The following is a 17569-nucleotide window of genomic DNA, read 5'->3' on the forward strand; positions in this document are numbered from 1 at the left end:
TTGTGCAAAACCTCACTCGGCCTTCTGCTCTTCCTCGGCCGGACGCTTCTCGACGACCGTATCGATGAGGCCGAATTCCTTCGCCGCAGTGGCTGTCATGAAGTTGTCGCGCTCCAGCGCGTCTTCAACTTCCCGAATATCGCGGCCCGTATGCTTCACATAAATTTCATTGAGTCGACGCTTCAGGCTGAGGATTTCCTGAGCGTGCAGCATGATGTCGGTCACCTGTCCCTGGAAACCGCCAGAAGGCTGGTGCACCATGATTCGCGCATTTGGCAATGCAAAACGCAGATCCTTTTCACCAGCCGTCAGCAGAAGCGAGCCCATGGAGGCAGCCTGCCCGATGCACAGCGTGGAGACCGCCGGCTTGATGAACTGCATGGTGTCGTAAATCGCGAGGCCCGATGTCACCACTCCGCCAGGGGAGTTGATATACATCGAGATTTCCTTCTTCGGGTTCTCCGCCTCAAGGAAGAGAAGCTGGGCGACAGCAAGGGTCGCCATGCCATCCTCCACCGGCCCGGTGAGGAAAATGATGCGCTCCTTCAGCAGGCGCGAATAGATGTCATAAGACCGCTCCCCGCGCGTGGTCTGCTCGACCACCATGGGGATGAGATAATTCATGTAGGTATCGACGGGATCACGCATCTTCAGCCCTCAGGAACGTTGGCGGCGCGCATGAGGCGCGCACCGCCGGATGTCGTCAAGAGCCCGGCAGCCGGGCGACGTCTGAGAACGTCAGGCCTCGGCCGACTTCTCGTCTTCCTTCTCTTCCTTGTACAGCTCGTCCTTGGTGACCTTCTTCTCGGTCACATTGGCTTCGCCCAGCAGGAAGTCGATAACCTTCTCCTCGAAGAGCGGCGCGCGCACGGAAGCCATCGCATCAGGATTCTTGCGGTAGTAATCCCACACCTGCTGCTCCTGCCCCGGGAACTGACGGGCACGCTCAACCAGAGCGCGGGTCACTTCCTCGTCGCTCACCTGCACCTTGTTCTTCTCACCGATCTCGGCGAGCACAAGGCCCAGACGCACGCGACGCTCGGCGATCTTGCGATAGTCCGCCCTGGCCTCTTCCTCGGTGGTGTCCTCATCCGCAAAGGTGCGGCCCTGGGCAGCCAGATCACGCTGGACCTGATCCCACACGCCGGCGAATTCCTGCTCGACCAGACCTTCCGGCACCTCGAACTGGTGCTTTTCGTCCAGCGCATCAAGCAGAACGCGCTTCACCTTCTGGCGGGCAATCGCGGCATGCTCGCCAGCGGTGCGCTCACGCACCATTTCCTTGAGCTGGTCAAGGCTTTCAAGGCCAAGGCCCTTGGCGAACTCGTCATCAATGGTCAGCTCGCCGGGAGCGGCGACAGACTTGGCGGTGACCTCGAAGGAGGCAGCCTTGCCGGCCAGCTCACGCGCCGCATATTCCTCGGGGAAGGTCACGGAGATGGTGCGGTTCTCACCGGCGGCAATGCCGACAAGCTGCTCCTCAAAACCGGGAATGAAGCCCTTGGAACCAAGGATCACATCGATATTCTCGGCAGAGCCGCCCTCGAACTTCTCACCGTCAATATAGCCGGCGAAGTCGATGGTGACGCGATCGCCCTCAGCGGCAGCGCCTTCCTTGTCCTCGAAAGGACGGTTGGAATCGGCGAGACGCTTGATGGTCTCGTCCACTTCCTCATCGCTCACTTCGACGACAGGCTTCTCGACCGAGATGTTCTTGAAGTTGCCCAGCTCAATGGTGGGCAGAATCTCGATTTCGAGATCGTAGGCAATGTCCTTGCCGCCTTCGAGCAGGGCTTCGGCCTCGCTCTCATTGGCCAGCTTCACCTTGGGGGGCAGAGCCAGACGCAGGCTGCGCTCTTCAACGATCTTGCCGTTGGCCTCATTGATGACCAGCTCGATCACTTCGCTCATGATGGACTTGCCATACATGCGCTTCAGGTGAGCGGTGGGCACCTTGCCGGGACGGAAGCCATTGAGCTTCACCTGGCCCTTGACTTCGTCCAGGCGCGCCTCGGCCCGAGCGTCGAGATCGCTTGCGGGCACCACAACATGGAACGCGCGCTTGAGGCCTTCGGCCTGGGTCTCAGTCACCTGCATCGTCTTGCCTTCACATCCTCTGCCGCACTGGGCGGAATTCCGTTCAACTCCTGGGTGCTTCCCGCAGCACCGTGGCCTTGCATGCCCACCTCACCGCCAACCGCCAATGGCCTGGCTGACTGGAGGACCCTGGCATACTGGTGCGGGCGGAGGGGCTCGAACCCCCACGACTTGCGTCACGGGAACCTAAATCCCGCGCGTCTACCAGTTCCGCCACGCCCGCATGCCGCAGCAGGCGCCACAGGGCGCATACCATGGGAGGCTCGACCAGTCGCTTCACACGTACCGGTCGGGTCGGGGCTTATATCATGCCCCGCGAAAGGTACAGCAACAAAATAGAGCCTATACCATGCTTCGTAACGGGAAATCGGGCGACTTCCGGGCAAACCGCGGCTATCCACATGCCAGCAACCCCTTTCGCCCTCTCAGGCGCCCCTCTCCAGAAGTGGCATGAGCCGCCCGTAAACATATGGCAGGGCATCCGGCAGGTCATCCGCGATGAGACCGGCCCCCACTTCATGGGCCGCCTCCCCATGCAGCCATACCGCGGCGGATGCGGCCTCGAAAGCGGGCATGCCCTGTGAGAGCAGCGCGGCGATGAAGCCGGCCAGAACATCGCCTGCCCCTGCGGTTGCAAGGAAGGGCGGTGCATTTTCAGCAATGGTCGCCCGCCCGTCGGGTGCCGCAACCACTGTATCGGCCCCCTTCAGCACCACGACAGCACCAAGGGTGGCGGCTGCCGCACGGGCCCGGGCCAGCTTGCCGCACGCCGCCTGCACCTGCGGCACGGCACTGAACAGCCGGGCAAACTCCCCCTCATGCGGGGTGATCACCGTGGCCTCCGAACGCTCCACAAACCCAGCCAGATCCTCGTGCCGACCTGCGAACGAGGTGAGCGCGTCCGCATCCAGAACAAGGCGCCGGCCGGGCGCGGCCACCTCGATCTTGCGACATGTCTGCGGCCCGACTCCGAGCCCCGGCCCCAGCACAACCGTATGCAGACGCCTGTCTTCCAGAAGATGGGCCAGATCATCCGCGCTCTCCATCGGGCGCAGCATGAGGGCGGCGTAGGAGGAAGCATGCAGGGGCAGTGATTCCCTTGGGCACGCGACGGTGACCAGCCCCGCCCCTCCGCGCAGCGCCGCGCGGGCCGCCAGCCGGGCCGCGCCACTTGTCCACACGCTGCCGCTCACCACAACCGTGTGGCCGCGATCATATTTATGTCCACTCTCCCGCGGCACGGGGAAGGCCGCCTCCCAGAAAGAGGGATGATTCACAAAAGTGTCCGGCTGCACATCGTGAAGGACCGCCTCGGGAATGCCGATATCCACCACATCGACCGCGCCGCACAGGCTCCGCCCGGGCTCCAGCATGTGGCCCGGCTTGCGGCGGAAGAAGGTCACGGTCGCCACCGCCAGCACACTGCAGCCGCGCACCGCGCCACTCGCGCCATCCACGCCCGATGGCAGGTCCACCGCGATGACAGGACGACCGGAAGATGCGATGCGCTCAACCAGCGCTCGGGCGGCCCCATCCAGATCCCGGCCCAGTCCCGCGCCGAAAAGGGCATCAACGATCACATCCGCCCGGGTGAGATCCAGCGCCTCGGGTTGCTCGACCGCACCTGTCCAGAGTCTGGCATTCTCCGCGGCATCACCCACAAGGGCCGTGACATCACCCAGCAAGGCGAGCCGCACATCATACCCCTGCCCGGCCAGAAGGCGGGCGGCGACAAAGCCGTCCCCGCCATTGTTTCCCGGCCCGCAGAGCACGAAAACACGCTTTCTGCCCCCTTCCGCCTCCGGTGCGCCAAGATGGCGCGCCGTGCACCGGGCCACAGCCTGCCCCGCATTTTCCATGAGCACCAGAGAAGGGACGCCCATTTCGACAGCGCAACGATCCGCACGGCCCATCTGTTTCGGATCAAGCAGTTCGTACATTGCATCCCTCCTTTACCAGTGAGCCAGTATGACCGGCTGCCTAGTTGATATACAGTGCCTTTGGCCTTTACCGGCCCGGCGTGACTGGCTAATAGGCACGCTGCCTATTAAACGTGCAATCTCAGTGCAGGTCTGCGATCCGAAGGCGGCTCCGGCCCACAAACCAGCAGATGGCACGCATCCTGCTTTACACATTGCGGCTCGACCATGCGGCAGAGAGCCGAGCCCGGGAGACGGAGCGCATGAAGAAGATCGAGGCAATCATCAAACCCTTCAAACTTGATGAAGTGAAGGAGGCTCTGCAGGACGTCGGACTGCAAGGCATCACCGTCACGGAAGCCAAGGGGTTCGGGCGACAGAAGGGCCACACGGAGCTGTATCGCGGCGCCGAATATGTGGTGGACTTCCTGCCCAAGGTGAAAATCGAGGTCGTTCTGGCAGACGAGATGGTCGAAAAGGCCGTCGATGCCGTGCGCCGCGCCGCCCAGACCGGGCGGATCGGTGATGGCAAGATCTTCATCTCGCCTGTTGAGGAAGCCATCCGTATCCGCACCGGCGAGTCCGGGCTCGACGCCATCTGACCCCCTCCGGTTTTCTTATTCTTTTCGCAGAAAGGCAGAAACTCACATGACGACCAAGACGGCACAGGACGTCCTCGACAAGATCAAGAACGAAGACGTGAAGTATGTCGACCTGCGCTTCACCGATCCGCGCGGAAAGTGGCAGCATGTCACGTTCGACATCCGCATGGTGGATGAAGAGTTTCTGGCAGAAGGCACCGCCTTTGACGGCTCCTCCATCGCCGGCTGGAAGACCATCAACGAGTCCGACATGCTGCTGATGCCGGACCCGACCACCGCCACGATCGACCCCTTCTTCGCCGAGACCACCCTCTCGCTGGTCTGCGACGTGCTGGAGCCGACCACCGGCCAGCCCTACAGCCGTGACCCGCGCTCCATCGCCAAGAAGGCCGAGGCCTATGCCCAGTCCACCGGCATTGGCGATGCGGTGTTCTTCGGTCCCGAAGCCGAATTCTTCATCTTTGATGACGTGCGCTTCCGCGCCGACCCCTACAACACCGGCTTCAAGCTGGACTGTACCGAACTGCCCACCAACTCCGATACGGATTATGAGGGCGGCAATCTCGGCCACCGCGTGAAGACCAAGGGCGGCTACTTCCCCGTTCCCCCGATCGACAGCGCGCAGGACATGCGCTCCGAAATGCTTGGCGCGATGGCCGGCATGGGCGTGGATGTCGAGAAGCACCACCATGAAGTGGCTTCCGCCCAGCATGAGCTTGGCCTGAAGTTCCAGTCCATGGTGACCGCGGCCGACCATCTGCAGATCTACAAGTACTGCATCCATCAGGTCGCCAACATCTATGGCAAGACCGCGACCTTCATGCCCAAGCCCGTCTTCGGTGACAATGGCTCCGGCATGCACGTCCACCAGTCCATCTGGAAGGATGGCAAGCCGCTCTTCGCCGGCGACAAGTATGCCGACCTTTCCGACTACTGCCTGTGGTATATCGGCGGCATCATCAAGCATGCCAAGTCGCTGAATGCCTTCACCAACCCGCTGACCAACTCCTACAAGCGTCTGGTTCCGGGTTATGAGGCGCCGGTGCTGCTGGCCTATTCCGCCCGCAACCGTTCGGCCTCCTGCCGCATTCCCTATACCAACAACCCGAAGGCCAAGCGCGTCGAGGTCCGCTTCCCCGATCCGGGCGCGAACCCCTATCTCGCTTTCGCTGCCCTGTTCATGGCGGGCATGGACGGCATCCTCAACCGCATCGACCCCGGCCAGGCCATGGACAAGGATCTTTACGACCTGCCCCCGGCCGAGCTGAAGCAGATCCCCACCGTTTCCGGCTCCCTGCGTGAGGCTCTGGAAGCTCTGGCGGCGGACCACGACTATCTGCTCAAGGGCGATGTGTTCCAGAAGGACTTCATCGAGTCCTATATCGACCTCAAGATGGCTGAGGTGATGCGCTACGACATGACGCCTCACCCGGTCGAGTTCGACATGTACTATTCGGTCTGATCTGGAAGCGGGGCCTCGTGCCCCGCAACCCGAGCCGATGGAAAAGGGCGCTCACGGGCGCCCTTTTTTCATGTCCGTGCCCCTGTGCCTGCCCGCCCTCAGGGGGCAAACCACATCGCGGCCAGTATCAGCAGCACCTCGCCGCCCAGAATGGCAAGAAAGAGGGAGCGGCGGACCCAGGTGAAAATGGCGATGCCAAAGGCGACGGACCCCAGCCGGACCAGCAGGGGAACGGCCATGAGAGGACCGGCCGGAACAAAAAGCAGGCGCGCGACTACAGCGGCCAGCAAGGCTGTCGCCACGGCGCGCACCCAGAGAAAGACCTCGCTGCCCTCCTCCACCTGCCGCCCGGCAAACACCGCCAGCGTCCGCCAGATCTCCGTCGGCAGAAAGCCAACCAGAAGCACGATCATCAGCGCATAGCTTTCGCTCATGCCCGCCTGCCTTTTCTGCGCCCGCGCAGGAAAATGCGGTCGATCGCATAGGTGGCGGTGCCGCCCCCAATTCCTGCCACCATCAGGTCCAGACCATCCCCAAGGCTGAAATATTGCACCACTGGAATGAGCAGCACGCCAGCCGCAAGCGACATCCAGTCCAGCGCGGCCGTTGCCCCACGCACCAGCACGATAGAGAAAAACAGGGGCGTCAGGAAAAGCAGGCCAGCGGCGACAGGCGGGGGCACTTCACCCGCCATGTAGAACCCGACCGCGGTGGCAATCATGCTCTGAAAGATCAGCATGTTGCCCAGCCCGAGAGTGAAGGGCACCCGGCCCTCTCCCGGCATGTGCGGCAGCAGGCGCAGCCCCTCCACCCATACGGTCATGGCCACATAATGGGCACAGAACAATTCCTGCAACAGGCTGCGCCTCGGGCCGCGCATATATGGAGCAATAGCCACCACCATGGGCAGAAAGCGGATGGATGACAGCATCACCGCCAGTGCCAGAGCCGGCAGGGCCGTGCCCGCCGCCAATCCACCGACCAGAATGACCTGCGCCGGCAGGGCCCAGATGAGATAGGTGCTGAGAACTCCGGCCAGAATTGGAAAATCCACCCCCTGAAGCAACGCGCCATAGCCGACATAACTGGCGAAGAGCACCAGACCGGGCATGGAGACAGCGTGGCGCACTCCGCGCAGGAACCACCTGAATGCCGGCTGCTCCGGCACAGGCTTCACAGTTTCAGAATGCTCAGGAAGATCCGACACACGGGCCATCTTGCAGAAATGAAGGGTGCGACAATGCAGCACAGCTCTTTCTAGAAGATTTTTATTCGCCCGTGATATGCGAAAATCAGCGAGCCTGCCCGGCAGCTCCTCGTCCCCCTCATGGCTGGCCATATGTCGGGCACCGATCCACACCACGCCCCGGCGGCAGGCCTCCTCACCCGGAGAGACCCATGAAGTGCCTGCTCAATGGCCATTTGCTGGATATGCAAGACGCCCATATTGCACCGGCGGATCGCGGCTTTCTGCTGGGAGACGGCCTGTTTGAAACCTTGCGCGTGCGAAACGGCCGGATTCAGCGTTTCCCGGCCCACCATGCCCGCCTGATGCGCGGCGCCCAGATTCTGGGCATTCCCATTCCTGCAGGTGATGTTCTGGCGGATCTGGAGCGTGTGCGGGCCGCCAACACCCTTGAAGATGGCAGCCTGCGCCTGACGCTGACCCGCGGTCCCGGCCCGCGTGGCGTTCTGCCCCCGGCCGAGCCGCAGCCAACCGTGATGATCACTGCCGCTTCAGGCGCTGCTGCTCCCCCACCTGCCCGCCTCATCATTGCCACCGTAACAAGACGCAATGAGTTTTCACCCCTGAGTCAGGTCAAATCCCTGAATTATCTGGATAATATTCTGGCACGGCAGGAGGCGACCCAAAAGGGCGCGGATGATGCCCTGCTGCTGAACACGCAGGGACGAATCGCGGAAACGACCATCGCCAATATTTTCGCGGTCATCGAAGGACGGCTGCTCACACCACCGCTGAATGATGGCGCGTTACCCGGCGTGATGCGTGCGGCGATGATGGGACAGGGGGCACAGGAAGCCTCGCTGCACCTGTCGGATCTGGAGCAGGCGGATGAGCTGTTCCTGACCTCCAGCCTGAGCATCCGCCCGGTGCAGGCGCTGGGCGCACGCACCTATGGCAGCTTTGAAGTGGCGCACAGGCTGGCCAAGCGTCTGGGTGAAGCCTGAGCCGGTCTTGCAAGGGGCGGTGTTGCACGCGCCGGAGAGAGTCCTGCAAACAGAAAACCCCGCACATGATATGTGCGGGGTTTTCTTTTGATCAGACCTTGGCCAGGGGCATCTTGGGCACCGGGCTGCCGGAACGCCCGCCATTTCTGGGGCCCGGCTTGCCGCCCTTGTCATCCCCATCCGGGGCATCGCCATCCGCCTTCCCCTTGGGAGACTTGCCATCACCGGAAGGCTTGCGCCGCCGCTGTGGTGCGGACTTTGGCTTTTCTCCGGTTTCCTTTTCCGGCAAAGGCGCGGCCGGCTCCTCGGGAAACTCGAAGCCGAGACGGGAATCCGCCCCCTCGCCTTCCACCACCACCCGCACATGGCCGCCCTTCTTGAGCGCACCAAACAGCACCATGTCTGCCAGCGGGGTCTTGATATGCTCCTGGATCACCCGCGCCATGGGGCGGGCGCCCATCTGCTCATCATAACCGCGCTCCACCAGCCAGTTGGTGGCGGCCTCGGTCAGCTCGATGGTCACCTGCCGGTCAGCAAGCTGCGCCTCAAGCTGAAGCACGAACTTCTCCACCACATGCCGGATGACATCCGCGGAGAGATGCCCGAACGGGATGACAGCATCCAGACGGTTGCGGAACTCGGGCGCGAAGGTGCGGTTGATCGCCTCCGTATCGTCACCCTCACGCTTGTTCCGGGTGAAGCCATATGCCGCCTTGGACAGATCCGCAGCACCCGCATTTGTCGTCATGATCAGGATGACATTGCGGAAGTCGATCTGCTTGCCGTTGTGGTCGGTCAGCTTGCCGTGGTCCATCACCTGCAGGAGAATGTTGAACAGGTCCGGATGGGCCTTTTCAATTTCGTCGAGCAGCAGCACGCAGTGCGGGTTCTGGTCCACGCCATCGGTCAACAGTCCGCCCTGGTCAAAGCCGACATAACCGGGAGGCGCGCCGATAAGGCGGCTCACCGTATGCCGCTCCATATATTCCGACATGTCGAAACGCAGGAGCTGCACGCCCAGTGTCGCCGCCAGCTGCTTGGCCACCTCTGTCTTGCCGACACCCGTGGGGCCGGAGAAGAGATAGCAGCCGATCGGCTTTTCCGGCTCCCGCAGGCCCGCGCGCGCCAGCTTGATGGAGCCGGCCAGCGCCTCGATCGCCTTGTCCTGCCCATAGACCACGCGCTTGAGTGTGCCTTCCAGATTGGCGAGCACCTCGGCATCGTCCTTCGAGACCGACTTGGGCGGGATACGCGCGATCGTGGCTATCGTTGCCTCGATTTCCTTCAGGCCGATCGTCTTCTTGCGCTTGCCTTCCGGCAGCAGCATCTGCGCCGCGCCGCTTTCGTCGATCACGTCGATCGCCTTGTCCGGCAGCTTGCGGTCATGAATATAGCGGGCCGAAAGCTCCACCGCGGCCTTGATGGCCTCATTGGTGTAGCGCAGCTTGTGATGCTCCTCGAAATAGGGCTTCAGCCCCTTCAGGATTTCGATGCTGTCCGCCACGGACGGTTCCGCCACATCAATCTTCTGGAAGCGACGCACAAGGGCGCGATCCTTCTCGAAATACTGGCGGTATTCCTTGTAGGTGGTCGAGCCCATGCAGCGCAGCGCGCCAGAGGCCAGCGCCGGCTTGAGCAGGTTTGAGGCATCCATCGCGCCGCCAGAGGTCGCCCCCGCACCGATCACCGTATGAATCTCATCGATGAACATGATGGCGTTCGGCTCGGCCTCGATCTCCTTCACCACCTGCTTGAGTCGTTCCTCGAAATCACCGCGATAGCGGGTGCCGGCCAGAAGTGCGCCCATATCCAGCGCATAGACAGTGGCGGTCGAGAGAACCTCCGGCACAGTCCCATCGATGATCCGCCGGGCGAGCCCCTCGGCGATGGCGGTCTTGCCAACGCCCGGATCTCCCACCAGCAGCGGATTGTTCTTCTGCCGGCGGCACAGCACCTGAATGGAGCGCTGGATTTCCTTGTCCCGGCCGATCAGCGGATCAATCTTGCCGTCACGCGCCTTCTTGTTCAGGTCGATACAATAGGCCTCGATGGCATTGGCCTTTTTCGGCTTTTCATCCGTGCCCTTGGTCTCGACCTCTTCATCCGCACCGCGCACCGGGCGGCTCTCGGACATGCCGGAGCGCTTGGCGATGCCGTGTGAAATATAGTTCACGGCATCATAGCGCGTCATGTCCTGCTCCTGCAGGAAATAGGCGGCATGGCTCTCCCGTTCGGCGAAGATGGCCACCAGCACATTGGCGCCGGACACCTCCTCCCGCCCGGAGGACTGGACATGAATCACCGCGCGCTGGATCACGCGCTGGAAGCCGGCTGTCGGCTTGGAATCGTCAGAGCCGGGCTGGACCAGATTCTCCAGCTCCGTATCAATATAATCGACCAGATTGCGCCGTAGCTTTTCCAGATCGACATTGCACGCCCGCATGACAGCAGCCGCGTCCTGGTCATCAATGAGGGAGAGCAGCAGATGCTCAAGGGTCGCATATTCGTGGTGACGCTCATTCGCGAACGACAGCGCACGATGGAGCGACTGCTCAAGGCTGCGGGAGAATGTGGGCATCGACACCTCTTTCGCGCTCCTCACCTCATCCCGCGAGGCATCGCGGAACTCATGGCATGTGCGCCGTTTACCTAAACTTCGTATCGGATGGCGTCCTGTGCAAGCCCAAAGGTGCCGTCACATGGCTTCACCTTCCCGGGAGCAAGGGCGGGGCGGGCCATCCCGGTTCAGAATTTGGTGATATGATACAGCTGCTTAAGGGTGTCTCTGGCGCGCGCAAGGCAGGCCGGCGGGGCTGTTTTCTAGCCGTTCAAATATAGCGCCTGCGACAGTTCCACCCGCCGCAAGGGCGGGCGGCTGTGGAATAGTCCGCCATGTTCGTTCCATGGGCAGGGGAAGCTGGCGTCAGTTCTTTTCCATGACGCACTGCAAGGGGTGCTGGTGCTTGCGGGCAAAATCCATCACCTGCGTCACCTTGGTTTCGGCAACCTCATAGGTGAAGACCCCACACTCCCCCACGCCCTGATGATGGACATGCAGCATGATGCGGTGCGCTTCGGCGTCATTCTTGTTGAAGAAGCGCTGGAGCACATGCACCACGAATTCCATCGGGGTGTAATCGTCATTCATCAGCAGCACGCGATACAGGCTCGGCTTCTTGGCCCGCGTCCTGGTGCGGGTGATGACGGAGGTATCATCTCCGTTATCGTCATTTCGCGTTTTGTCATCCCCGGACAGCACGGCCGGGAGAGAAATGAATGTGCCGGTCTGTTTCATGTCCACCGCACTCTGACCTGCGCTACACACACCAGCCTGAAAAACTGGCAGAAGCACCGACGCAATTTCACTGCGATCCAAAAACAGGCATTGGTTGCAGGTTTTGCGCGCCGTATGCCCTATCAGCCCTGCTCCCTCGCACATTGCGGCCCTGAAATCTACCCCGCAAGCCATGCTGCGACAGGTAAGAGCTGCTGAAATGAAAAAGCCCGGCAAGACCGGGCTTTTTCGAATGTCATCCTGACCTAAAGACAGATCCGGAGCTATGGCAGCGACCCGGAGAGACTGGGATGCCCCGCCTCGCCAGGCTTGAGCATCAGCCCTGGAACTTGCCGAAAGAACCGTCGAAAGGCTTGAAAGCGCCTTCGAAGGGCTTGAAGGAACCCTCGAAAGGCTTGAAGGCGCCTTCGTACGGCTTGTAGGCTTCCTTGGCCAGTTCGGTGTACAGCTCGGTGATCTTCTGAGCCTGAGCCACCGCACCCTCATAAGCGGCCTTCAGATAAGCCTGCTGGATTTCAGCGGCCTGATCCAGGCTCTTGGCAGCCAGCAGCTTCTCAAGCGCGGCAGTACCCTGCTCAAAAGAGGTCTTGGTGTAATCAGCGATCTCGACGGCGATCGCCTGAGCGTTCTTGGAAAGAACACCAAAATTCTTCACGGCGTTCTCGATATTGTCCTTGCTGAGCTGCTTGAACTCTTCAGCGGTCTGAACCATGGGAAGCCTCATTCTGTGCCCGGCCAACCCGTGGTGGCCGATACGCTGCCAATTCCGGATGGCCTGTCTGAGATCCATCCATGAGCGAATAATATGCACTGCAACATAAATGTCAATATTTTTGTGCGTCGCACAATTGTCGCAGGTGCGAGATTTACGCGCTGGTAACTCCGCGGCCCTAGGGTGTGCCCTGGTCATGCCGGACCACGCCGTCTTTGCGCCTGCGTCAAGGGCGCAAGCCGTGAAATCCACCCTGGTCCGGTCCTGTGCAAATAGCGACCGATCATACGGGGCATTGTTTATGCGTTCTGCTTCTGCGAGCTTCTCGCTCCTGACCAAAGCCCTCGGCGTGGCCCTGATCGCCGGGTTCGCCTTCACGTCTCCGGCGCAGGCCCAGTCCTCCAAGGAGCAGTGGAAGACAGGCTCATCCTCGATCATCGTGGATGCCAATACAGGGCGCGTGCTTCAGGCCCAGAATGCGGACGCCCTGCGTCATCCCGCCTCCGTCACCAAGGTCATGACCCTTTATCTGCTGTTTGAAAGGATGGAGGCCGGTCGCCTCTCCACAAACAGCCGCCTGCCCGTTTCGGCCCGCGCGGCCGCGCAGCCGCCTTCAAAGCTTGGGGTGCGCGCCGGCTCCAGCATTTCCGTTGATGATGCCATCCAGGCTCTCGTGACCCGTTCGGCCAATGATGTCGCCGTGGTAATCGCGGAAGCCATCGGCGGCAGCGAGGCCAATTTTGCCGCCATGATGACGCGCAAGGCGCGCGCGCTCGGCATGCATCGCACAAATTTCTACAATGCCTCGGGCCTGCCCCACCCCGGTCAGGTGACGACCGCGCGCGATCTGGCCATTCTCGGCCGCGCGATTCAGGATCGGTTCCCGCGCCAGTATCGCTACTTCGCCACCCGCTCCTTCAATTATCAGGGCCGTTCGATTGCCAATCACAACCGCCTGCTTGGGCGGGTGGAAGGCGTGGATGGCATCAAGACCGGCTACACCCGCGCTTCCGGCTTCAATCTGCTGACCTCGGTGAAGCGTGATGGCCGTTATGTGATCGGCGTCGTTCTTGGCGGACGGACCGGTCGCGCACGTGATGCGCAGATGGCTGAACTCATCGCCACACATCTGCCGCGCGCCACAGCGGGCCGACGCACCGCACCGCGTGTGACAGAGAATCCTCTTGTCGCGCGGTCCAATGTCCCCGTTCCCGAGGCTGTCGCACGTGAAGAGGCCACCCCTCACAGTGTCGCACCCCTTCCCAAGCCGGAATATATCGTGCTCGCGGAAGCGGAACCGGAGGTGACGGGTTCCACCGCCGAGCGGCCGCAGGCCATGGCCGGCTCCACCGCTCCCATTGCTCCTGTTGCCGTGCGCACCGCCACCATTCCCCGCCCTGCCGCACGCGTGCGGGAGAGCAACAATGCCGCGCAGTCTGCCGTCGCTTCGGCGGAGCAGGCCGGTCAGGGGTTCAACACGCCCGCCGGTGTTCTGGGTTATCTCGGCCCGGATGGGCAGGCCACGTCTCCCGTGGAGGAGCGGGCCACGGCTGCGCTCAGCAACAACAACTTCAATGCGCGTGATGCCGTGCAGGAAGCCTCCCGCTTCGCCGCCCCCGCGCCCCGGCCGGCCGGCACCACACGGACGGCATCCCTTGAGCCGACGCCAGCCCCCACGCCGGCGCGCGCCTCCAGCAACAACCGCCCCTCTTCCGCGGATTCAGGCTGGGCCATCCAGATCGGCGCCTTCAATGCCGAGAGCCAGGCCCGCCAGAGCCTCTCCCTTGCCCGCACCACGGCCGTGGAGCTGCTGGGCAATGCCGACCCCTACACAGAGAAGGTCACGCGGGGCTCCAACGATCTGTATCGCGCCCGCTTTGCCGGCCTCGACAAAAAGACCGCAGAAGCCGCTTGCCGTTTACTCAAGCGTAACGCGTTCGCCTGCATGACTGTCCGGAACTGAGTGAATTCAAAGAGAATCAGCCATGTTTGCGCAAAATCACATCCTTGGCCTGATTGATCCGCGCCGCCAGATAGTCCGTTCCTCCGTGGTCGGGGTGGACTTTCTTCATCAAGGTGCGGTGCGCCTCCCGAACGCGGGCGGGCTCCGCGCCCGGCTCAAGCCCAAGGATCTGATAGGCTTCCTCTTCCGTCATCGCGCCGCTGTGCGAGGACGCGCCGCCCATATTCCCCCCACCCGTGTCGCCCTGCGCGTTCTCACGCCAGGCGGGCGCCCGGCGGTCGAGATAAGCTTCAAGTAGGGCGAGGGACTGCGCGTCACACTCAGCGCGCAGATCCAGAAGCTGGGCAATGTTCAGCTCTTCGAGCTTCCGCCCGGAAAAAGCGCCACTCAGAACCCGGCCGCGCATATCGCCCGTATCGTGGTTCAGCTCCATTTCCAGAACCGCGGTCGTCACACTGGATGTCTTGGGTGGATTTCCATTCCCGCCCAGACCGCCAAAAAGGCCGCCAAGCCCCTGTCGTCCACCCCGCCCGAGCAGGGCAAATCCCAGCATGCCAAGGGGCATTGCCCAGCCAACCCGCCCCAGAGCGAGAGAGGCCGCCGCCCCCACAAGGGCGAGGATGCCGAAAGTGCGTTTCGCTGTCTGAATCAGGACCCTCGGATCAGCCCCGGTCCAGATTTTCAGTCCATAAAGGGCGATGACAAGCAGCAGGCCGCCAACGATCAGGGCTACCAAGAGCCATTCCTTTCAGTGCTTGAGCGCGGCCAGCAACAGGCGCGCTCCATCATCCCGGCGCGCTTCGAGCGCGGGCCGTCCGCCTGCGGCATAGGCCGCCACGGCCGCAAGCAGGGCGCGCAACTGGGCCGCTGCATGGGCATCGAAACGGCAATATGCCCCCCCGGTGATCTTCGCCAGCGCGCGGAAGGTTTCCTCCACCTGCCAGTCATGCCCTTCCTGAAACATGAAGAGACGCACACCGCGCAGGGCCAGTTGCCCCGCCGCCGCATGGAGCGCATCCGGGTCCTCCTCCAGCGCATCACCCACGAATACCGCCGCCTTCAGGCCGGAACGCTCCGCCTCCTTTTGCAGGTGCCCCAGAACGCGATGGATCTGTGTGAGGCCACCCATGCAGTGGATCTTGCTCATCAGCCGCCGCAATGTGCCGGCATCGGCCACAAAGGGAGAGGCCCTGCACTCGTCGATGCCCCGGTAATAGACGATCTGCATCTCAAGGCCGCCATAGGCCGCCGCAGCCGCGAACATGTCGGCCTGAATATCACAGGCCAGAGACCAGGTGGGCTGACGGGAGCCCGTCGCGTCCAGCGCAAAGGCCAGCCGCCCCGTGCCTGTGGCCGGGCGCGCGGATGGGGTGGCCTTCACGGCCTGGAGAAAGCGCGCAACATCTTCCGCACTTGAGGCCTGCACCGGGCCGGATGTGCGCGCCGAGACAGATCCGCCGGCTCCCTGCTGCCCCATGGGAGAGCGGGAAGGAGCCCGTGTGCGCCTGTCATCATCAGATGTCGCCATGAAACCTCCGGACATTGCACCCCTGCACACATAAGTGGTGTCGCCTTCTTAACCAAGGGCAAAGGGTATGCGGCAGCCCCATTTCAGCATCTTCCCTCCCGCCCCGTCGCGTTTTAGTCTCCCTCTCCCCGCACGCGCATCCGGCGCAGGCAGGCACGCGGGGACGAAAGGCACAGGACAATGGCAAACAAGCCGCTTGTGGTGCACACGGTAAAGGATCTGAGGGCGCAGGTGAGCACATTCCGCGCCGCTGGCGAGCGAGTGGCGCTGGTCCCCACCATGGGCGCGCTGCATGCCGGGCATGAATCCCTTGTGCTCAAGGCGCAGGAAGTGGCACAGCGCACCGTGGTTTCCATCTTCGTGAATCCGGCCCAGTTCGGACCCAATGAGGATTTCGACCGTTATCCGCGCACCTTTGATGCAGACCTTGAGAAGCTCACCGCGCTTGGGGTGGATGTGGTCTATGCCCCGAGCGTCGCGGAAATGTATCCGGCCGGCTATGGCACACGCATTACGGTGGAAGGGCCTTCCGCCGGGCTGGAAAGTGATTTCCGTCCGCAATTCTTCACGGGTGTCGCCACTGTGGTCGGCAAGCTGTTCCTGCAATGCCGGCCTGACTGCGCCATTTTCGGAGAGAAAGACTATCAGCAGCTCATGGTGCTGAAGCGGCTGGCGCGGGATCTGGATCTGGATATCGAGGTACTGGCGGCGCCAACGCTGCGGGAGGCTGATGGCCTCGCCCTCTCCTCCCGCAATGCCTATCTCACCCCGCAGGAACGCAGCCTGGCTCCAGTGATCCATGAGGCGCTCTCGCGGGCGGCAACCGCCATCGGTTCCGGCACCAATCCGGAAGAGGCCGTGCTGCGCGCCAGCCAGACGATCAGCACGCGCGGCCTGAAGGTGGATTATGTGGTTGCGCGCAATGCCGAGACGCTGGCTCCGCTGAAGGCGCCGGGAGAGCCGGTGCGCCTGCTAGCCGCCGCATGGCTGGGCACCACGCGCCTCATCGACAATCTGCCGGCCTGAACAGATGAGCGGGGCGGCCATCCGCCTGCCCCGCTTCCGCCCTCTCTGCTCAGCGCAGGATCTGGCTGAGAAAGGCCCGAGTGCGCTCATGCCGGGGGGCCGAGAAGAAGGGCTCGGGCGCATTGATCTCGATAATCTGCCCTTCATCCATGAACACCACCCGGTCCGCCACCTGACGGGCAAACCCCATTTCATGGGTGACGCAGAGCATGGTCATGCCCTCGCTGGCCAGCTCCACCATGGTATCCAGCACCTCCTTCACCATTTCCGGGTCCAGAGCCGAGGTCGGCTCATCGAACAGCATGATGCGCGGCCGCATGCACAAGGCCCGCGCGATGGCCACACGCTGCTGCTGCCCCCCCGAGAGCTGGCCCGGATATTTGTGGGCCTGATCGGGAATACGCACCTTCTCCAGAAACTGCATGGCCAGTTCCTCGGCCGCGCGGCGGGGCATGTTGCGCACCCAGATGGGGGCCAGCGTGCAGTTCTCCAGAATGGTGAGATGCGGAAACAGATTGAAGTGCTGGAAGCACATACCAACCTCGCTCCTCACCTGCTCGATCTGCTTGAGGTCATCCGTCAGCTCGGTACCATCCACAAGGATATGGCCGCGCTGATGCGTCTCCAGCCGGTTGATGCAGCGGATAAGCGTGGATTTGCCGGAGCCTGATGGCCCGCAAATGACGATCCGCTCGCCCCTCGTCACGCTCAGGTTCACATCCCGCAGCACGTGAAAGGCACCAAACCACTTGTTCACATCGATCATCTCGATCGC

Annotated in this window: 16 protein-coding genes and 1 tRNA gene; 5 read left to right on the plus strand and 12 right to left on the minus strand. The window is 62.4% G+C overall.

Annotated features, from left to right (window positions below):
* Positions 1 to 12: 12 nt before the first annotated feature.
* The 4 genes from ACT6QG_RS10385 to ACT6QG_RS10400 all read right to left on the minus strand — a co-directional run bounded on the left by ACT6QG_RS10385 (position 13) and on the right by ACT6QG_RS10400 (position 4037).
* Positions 13 to 648, minus strand: coding sequence for an ATP-dependent Clp protease proteolytic subunit (locus tag ACT6QG_RS10385; RefSeq protein ID WP_444977497.1), 636 nt, complete (start codon positions 646 to 648; stop codon positions 13 to 15).
* Positions 649 to 738: 90 nt separating this feature from the next.
* Entirely contained in the window at positions 739 to 2097 is a 1359-nt protein-coding gene (gene tig / locus ACT6QG_RS10390) for a trigger factor (protein WP_444977498.1), read from the minus strand.
* 138 nt (positions 2098 to 2235) lie between these two features.
* Positions 2236 to 2320, minus strand: a tRNA-Leu gene (locus ACT6QG_RS10395).
* A 202-nt stretch (positions 2321 to 2522) separates the two neighbouring features.
* Positions 2523 to 4037, minus strand: a complete 1515-nt coding sequence (locus ACT6QG_RS10400; protein ID WP_444977499.1) for an NAD(P)H-hydrate dehydratase — start codon at positions 4035 to 4037, stop codon at positions 2523 to 2525.
* Positions 4038 to 4279: 242 nt separating this feature from the next.
* Here ACT6QG_RS10400 and ACT6QG_RS10405 point away from each other — a divergent pair, with 242 nt between their 5' ends.
* Positions 4280 to 4618, plus strand: a complete 339-nt coding sequence (locus tag ACT6QG_RS10405; RefSeq protein WP_444977500.1) for a P-II family nitrogen regulator — start codon at positions 4280 to 4282, stop codon at positions 4616 to 4618.
* Positions 4619 to 4664: 46 nt separating this feature from the next.
* Entirely contained in the window at positions 4665 to 6080 is a 1416-nt protein-coding gene (glnA, locus tag ACT6QG_RS10410; protein ID WP_444977501.1) for a type I glutamate--ammonia ligase, read from the plus strand.
* Positions 6081 to 6178: 98 nt separating this feature from the next.
* Here the strand turns inward: glnA and ACT6QG_RS10415 are convergent, their stop codons facing one another.
* Together ACT6QG_RS10415 and ACT6QG_RS10420 are read right to left on the minus strand one after the other, a co-directional pair.
* Positions 6179 to 6514 (minus strand): AzlD domain-containing protein, encoded by a 336-nt coding sequence (locus ACT6QG_RS10415; protein ID WP_444977502.1) that lies wholly within the window; start codon positions 6512 to 6514, stop codon positions 6179 to 6181.
* Entirely contained in the window at positions 6511 to 7287 is a 777-nt protein-coding gene (locus ACT6QG_RS10420) for an AzlC family ABC transporter permease (RefSeq protein WP_444977503.1), read from the minus strand. Before ACT6QG_RS10420 ends, ACT6QG_RS10415 begins: the two co-directional genes overlap by 4 nt.
* 191 nt (positions 7288 to 7478) lie before the next feature.
* Here ACT6QG_RS10420 and ACT6QG_RS10425 point away from each other — a divergent pair, with 191 nt between their 5' ends.
* On the plus strand, positions 7479 to 8270 hold the full coding sequence (locus ACT6QG_RS10425; protein WP_444977504.1) for an aminotransferase class IV: 792 nt from the start codon (positions 7479 to 7481) through the stop codon (positions 8268 to 8270).
* A gap of 91 nt (positions 8271 to 8361) precedes the next feature.
* Here ACT6QG_RS10425 and clpA read toward each other — a convergent pair whose 3' ends face one another.
* From clpA to ACT6QG_RS10440, 3 genes are all read right to left on the minus strand, one after another.
* Positions 8362 to 10848, minus strand: a complete 2487-nt coding sequence (clpA, locus tag ACT6QG_RS10430) for an ATP-dependent Clp protease ATP-binding subunit ClpA (protein WP_444977505.1) — start codon at positions 10846 to 10848, stop codon at positions 8362 to 8364.
* Positions 10849 to 11193: 345 nt separating this feature from the next.
* Complete coding sequence (gene clpS / locus ACT6QG_RS10435; RefSeq protein ID WP_444977506.1) at positions 11194 to 11565, minus strand: ATP-dependent Clp protease adapter ClpS; 372 nt, start codon at positions 11563 to 11565, stop codon at positions 11194 to 11196.
* 316 nt (positions 11566 to 11881) lie between these two features.
* Entirely contained in the window at positions 11882 to 12277 is a 396-nt protein-coding gene (locus tag ACT6QG_RS10440; protein ID WP_444977507.1) for a phasin family protein, read from the minus strand.
* A 301-nt stretch (positions 12278 to 12578) separates the two neighbouring features.
* On the opposite strand from ACT6QG_RS10440, the gene ACT6QG_RS10445 reads away from it, so the two are divergent.
* Positions 12579 to 14240 carry a serine hydrolase gene (locus ACT6QG_RS10445; RefSeq protein WP_444977508.1) on the plus strand — a complete coding sequence of 554 codons (1662 nt, stop codon included), beginning with the start codon at positions 12579 to 12581 and terminating at the stop codon, positions 14238 to 14240.
* A gap of 16 nt (positions 14241 to 14256) precedes the next feature.
* On the opposite strand, the gene ACT6QG_RS10450 is transcribed toward ACT6QG_RS10445, so the two are convergent.
* Together ACT6QG_RS10450 and ACT6QG_RS10455 are read right to left on the minus strand one after the other, a co-directional pair.
* Positions 14257 to 14976, minus strand: a complete 720-nt coding sequence (locus ACT6QG_RS10450; RefSeq protein ID WP_444977509.1) for a DnaJ domain-containing protein — start codon at positions 14974 to 14976, stop codon at positions 14257 to 14259.
* A 12-nt stretch (positions 14977 to 14988) separates the two neighbouring features.
* Positions 14989 to 15768, minus strand: a complete 780-nt coding sequence (locus ACT6QG_RS10455; protein ID WP_444977510.1) for a vWA domain-containing protein — start codon at positions 15766 to 15768, stop codon at positions 14989 to 14991.
* Positions 15769 to 15948: 180 nt separating this feature from the next.
* Here ACT6QG_RS10455 and panC point away from each other — a divergent pair, with 180 nt between their 5' ends.
* Entirely contained in the window at positions 15949 to 16794 is an 846-nt protein-coding gene (gene panC, locus ACT6QG_RS10460; RefSeq protein WP_444977511.1) for a pantoate--beta-alanine ligase, read from the plus strand.
* Between the two features lie 49 nt (positions 16795 to 16843).
* On the opposite strand, the gene ACT6QG_RS10465 is transcribed toward panC, so the two are convergent.
* Positions 16844 to 17560 (minus strand): amino acid ABC transporter ATP-binding protein, encoded by a 717-nt coding sequence (locus ACT6QG_RS10465; RefSeq protein WP_444977788.1) that lies wholly within the window; start codon positions 17558 to 17560, stop codon positions 16844 to 16846.
* Between the last annotated feature and the right edge of the window lie 9 nt (positions 17561 to 17569).

This window comes from Haloleucobacter ellipsoideus, assembly GCF_052491725.1.

Coding starts and splice junctions, on each gene's coding strand:
- ACT6QG_RS10400 (WP_444977499.1), bottom strand. CDS start 4,037: ATGTACGAACTGCTTGATCCGAAACAGATGGGCCGTGCGGATCGTTGC.
- ACT6QG_RS10425 (WP_444977504.1), top strand. CDS start 7,479: ATGAAGTGCCTGCTCAATGGCCATTTGCTGGATATGCAAGACGCCCAT.
- glnA (WP_444977501.1), top strand. CDS start 4,665: ATGACGACCAAGACGGCACAGGACGTCCTCGACAAGATCAAGAACGAA.
- clpA (WP_444977505.1), bottom strand. CDS start 10,848: ATGCCCACATTCTCCCGCAGCCTTGAGCAGTCGCTCCATCGTGCGCTG.
- ACT6QG_RS10445 (WP_444977508.1), top strand. CDS start 12,579: ATGCGTTCTGCTTCTGCGAGCTTCTCGCTCCTGACCAAAGCCCTCGGC.
- tig (WP_444977498.1), bottom strand. CDS start 2,097: ATGCAGGTGACTGAGACCCAGGCCGAAGGCCTCAAGCGCGCGTTCCAT.
- ACT6QG_RS10455 (WP_444977510.1), bottom strand. CDS start 15,768: ATGGCGACATCTGATGATGACAGGCGCACACGGGCTCCTTCCCGCTCT.
- ACT6QG_RS10415 (WP_444977502.1), bottom strand. CDS start 6,514: ATGAGCGAAAGCTATGCGCTGATGATCGTGCTTCTGGTTGGCTTTCTG.
- ACT6QG_RS10385 (WP_444977497.1), bottom strand. CDS start 648: ATGCGTGATCCCGTCGATACCTACATGAATTATCTCATCCCCATGGTG.
- ACT6QG_RS10465 (WP_444977788.1), bottom strand. CDS start 17,560: ATGATCGATGTGAACAAGTGGTTTGGTGCCTTTCACGTGCTGCGGGAT.
- clpS (WP_444977506.1), bottom strand. CDS start 11,565: ATGAAACAGACCGGCACATTCATTTCTCTCCCGGCCGTGCTGTCCGGG.
- ACT6QG_RS10440 (WP_444977507.1), bottom strand. CDS start 12,277: ATGGTTCAGACCGCTGAAGAGTTCAAGCAGCTCAGCAAGGACAATATC.
- ACT6QG_RS10405 (WP_444977500.1), top strand. CDS start 4,280: ATGAAGAAGATCGAGGCAATCATCAAACCCTTCAAACTTGATGAAGTG.
- panC (WP_444977511.1), top strand. CDS start 15,949: ATGGCAAACAAGCCGCTTGTGGTGCACACGGTAAAGGATCTGAGGGCG.